The organism is Microbacterium xerophyticum (genome assembly GCF_053543555.1).
Map to the genome: position 1 here is coordinate 1 of NZ_JBLVOB010000004.1, position 2,131 is coordinate 2,131.

The 2,131-nt window shown below is 61.5% G+C and carries 2 protein-coding genes and 1 rRNA gene; all 3 read right to left on the reverse strand.

The genetic code is table 11. The features are described from left to right. Positions 1-230 (reverse strand): 16S ribosomal RNA (locus tag ACNPNP_RS02535); the annotation flags it as partial. A 623-nt stretch (positions 231-853) separates the two neighbouring features. Beyond that, positions 854-1,543, reverse strand: coding sequence for a 50S ribosomal protein L1 (gene rplA / locus ACNPNP_RS02540; protein WP_188435684.1), 690 nt, complete (start codon positions 1,541-1,543; stop codon positions 854-856). Between the two features lie 8 nt (positions 1,544-1,551). Continuing rightward, entirely contained in the window at positions 1,552-1,983 is a 432-nt protein-coding gene (rplK, locus tag ACNPNP_RS02545) for a 50S ribosomal protein L11 (protein WP_144792427.1), read from the reverse strand. Positions 1,984-2,131 lie beyond the last annotated feature (148 nt).

A 2,131-nucleotide genomic window follows, 5' to 3' on the forward strand; every position in this document is an offset into this window, starting at 1 on the left:
GCCCATCCCCAACCGAAAAATCTTTCCAACAAGTAACCATGCGATTCTTGTTCGTATCCAGTATTAGACGCCGTTTCCAGCGCTTATCCCAGAGTCAGGGGCAGGTTGCTCACGTGTTACTCACCCGTTCGCCACTAATCCACCCAGCAAGCTGGGCTTCATCGTTCGACTTGCATGTGTTAAGCACGCCGCCAGCGTTCATCCTGAGCCAGGATCAAACTCTCCGTAAAAGAAAAAAACCACATCAACCGGAATAAGGTCGACGCAGCGAGTTTGAACTGACCAAAGAAATGAATCAAACTGACTTCATTTAAAATGCCAACCCCTCCGAAAAAGGATTGGTCTTTGATCCAAAGGAATTCTCAACCACCAACCAAAAGATTGATGGACGAGGATAATTTGGCATTTGACAAGTGCACGCTGTTGAGTTCTCAAGGATCGGACGCTCCCCCGACCCAGTCATCACAACCAGGCCCGAAGGGCAACTTCTCAATCTTACCCGCCTCGCGGAGCCTGTCAAATCGACGCTTTCGGATCTCAGATCCGATGCGCAGCCGATGACCGCTATCCAGGAGGTGGGACTCTCTATCCTAGACGCAAGCGCCCACACTCTCAAGTGAGAGAAGGAGTTCGGGAGTTGTTCTTCCGCTTGAGGGGGGTGAGGCGCTTGGCCTTTCCGCTTCCCTGTGGGGCGAACAAGTAATAACTTACGCGGGATCCGGGGTCCGGGCAAATCCTGCCCGTCCCCCGGGCGTGTCTCGGTCGCGGTCGTCGCCGGCCCGCCCGCATCCGTCGCCCCTGGGACGCGAGAAGGGCCCCTGTCTCGATGACAGGGGCCCTTCTTCGGTCATGCTCAGATGGCGTTGACGTCCAGCGGGATGCCGGGGCCGAACGTGGTCGACACCGCACCCTTCTGGATGTAGCGGCCCTTTGCACTCGACGGCTTGAGGCGGACGATCTCCTCGAGGGCAGCGCCGATGTTCTCATCGAGCTGCTCAGCGGTGAACGAGGCCTTGCCGACGACGAAGTGCACGTTGGCGTGCTTGTCGACGCGGAACTCGATCTTTCCGCCCTTGATCTCCTCGACGGCCTTGGCCGTGTTCGGGGTCACGGTGCCGGTCTTCGGGTTCGGCATCAGGCCGCGGGGGCCGAGCACCTTGCCGAGTCGACCCACCTGGCCCATGAGCTCAGGGGTCGAGACGGCCGAGTCGAAGTCGGTCCAGCCTGCGGCGACCTTCTCGATGAGCTCGGCGCCGCCGACCTCATCCGCACCTGCGGCGATCGCTGCCTCGGCCGCGGGGCCGGTGGCGAACACGATGACGCGAGCGGTCTTGCCGGTACCGTGCGGGAGGATGACGGTGCCGCGCACCATCTGGTCCGCCTTGCGCGGGTCGACCGCAAGCTTGAGCGCGACCTCGACGGTCGAGTCGAACTTCGCCGAGCCGGTCTCCTTCGCGAGAGCGACAGCCTCGGTCGGGGTGTAGAAACGGTCTGCCTCGATCTTCGCGACGGCAGCGTTGTAAGCCTTGGACTTAGTCATGATTGTTCTCCTCAGCCCTCGACCGTGATGCCCATGGAACGGGCGGTGCCGGCGATGATCTTCGAGGCGGCCTCGATGTCGTTCGCGTTCAGGTCGGCCTGCTTGGTCTCGGCGATCTGACGGACCTGGTCCTTGGTGATCTTTCCGACCTTGACGGTGTGCGGCGTGGCCGAGGCCTTCTGCACACCGGCAGCCTTCTTGATCAGCTCTGCGGCCGGCGGGGTCTTCAGGACGAACGTGAAGCTGCGGTCCTCGTAGACGGTGATCTCCACCGGGATGACGTTGCCGCGCTGCGACTCGGTCGCGGCGTTGTACGCCTTGCAGAACTCCATGATGTTCACACCGTGCTGACCGAGCGCGGGGCCGATCGGCGGTGCCGGGTTTGCGGCGCCGGCGTTGATCTGGAGCTTGATCAGGCCGGTCACCTTCTTCTTCGGTGCCATTCTCTGTTCCTCTCATCGAACGGATGCCTCAGCATCCGATCTCCCACGAACCCGGCATCTCCGGGCTGTGGTGCGTTCGCACGCGCGCCGAAGCGCACACACAAACCACGCAAGTCTACCGTATGCAGAACGCCCCCCCCGCCCCCGC

What these genes read in the sequence shown, in the direction of transcription:
- rplK (WP_144792427.1), bottom strand. Translation starts at nt 1,983, where the DNA reads ATGGCACCGAAGAAGAAGGTGACCGGCCTGATCAAGCTCCAGATCAAC.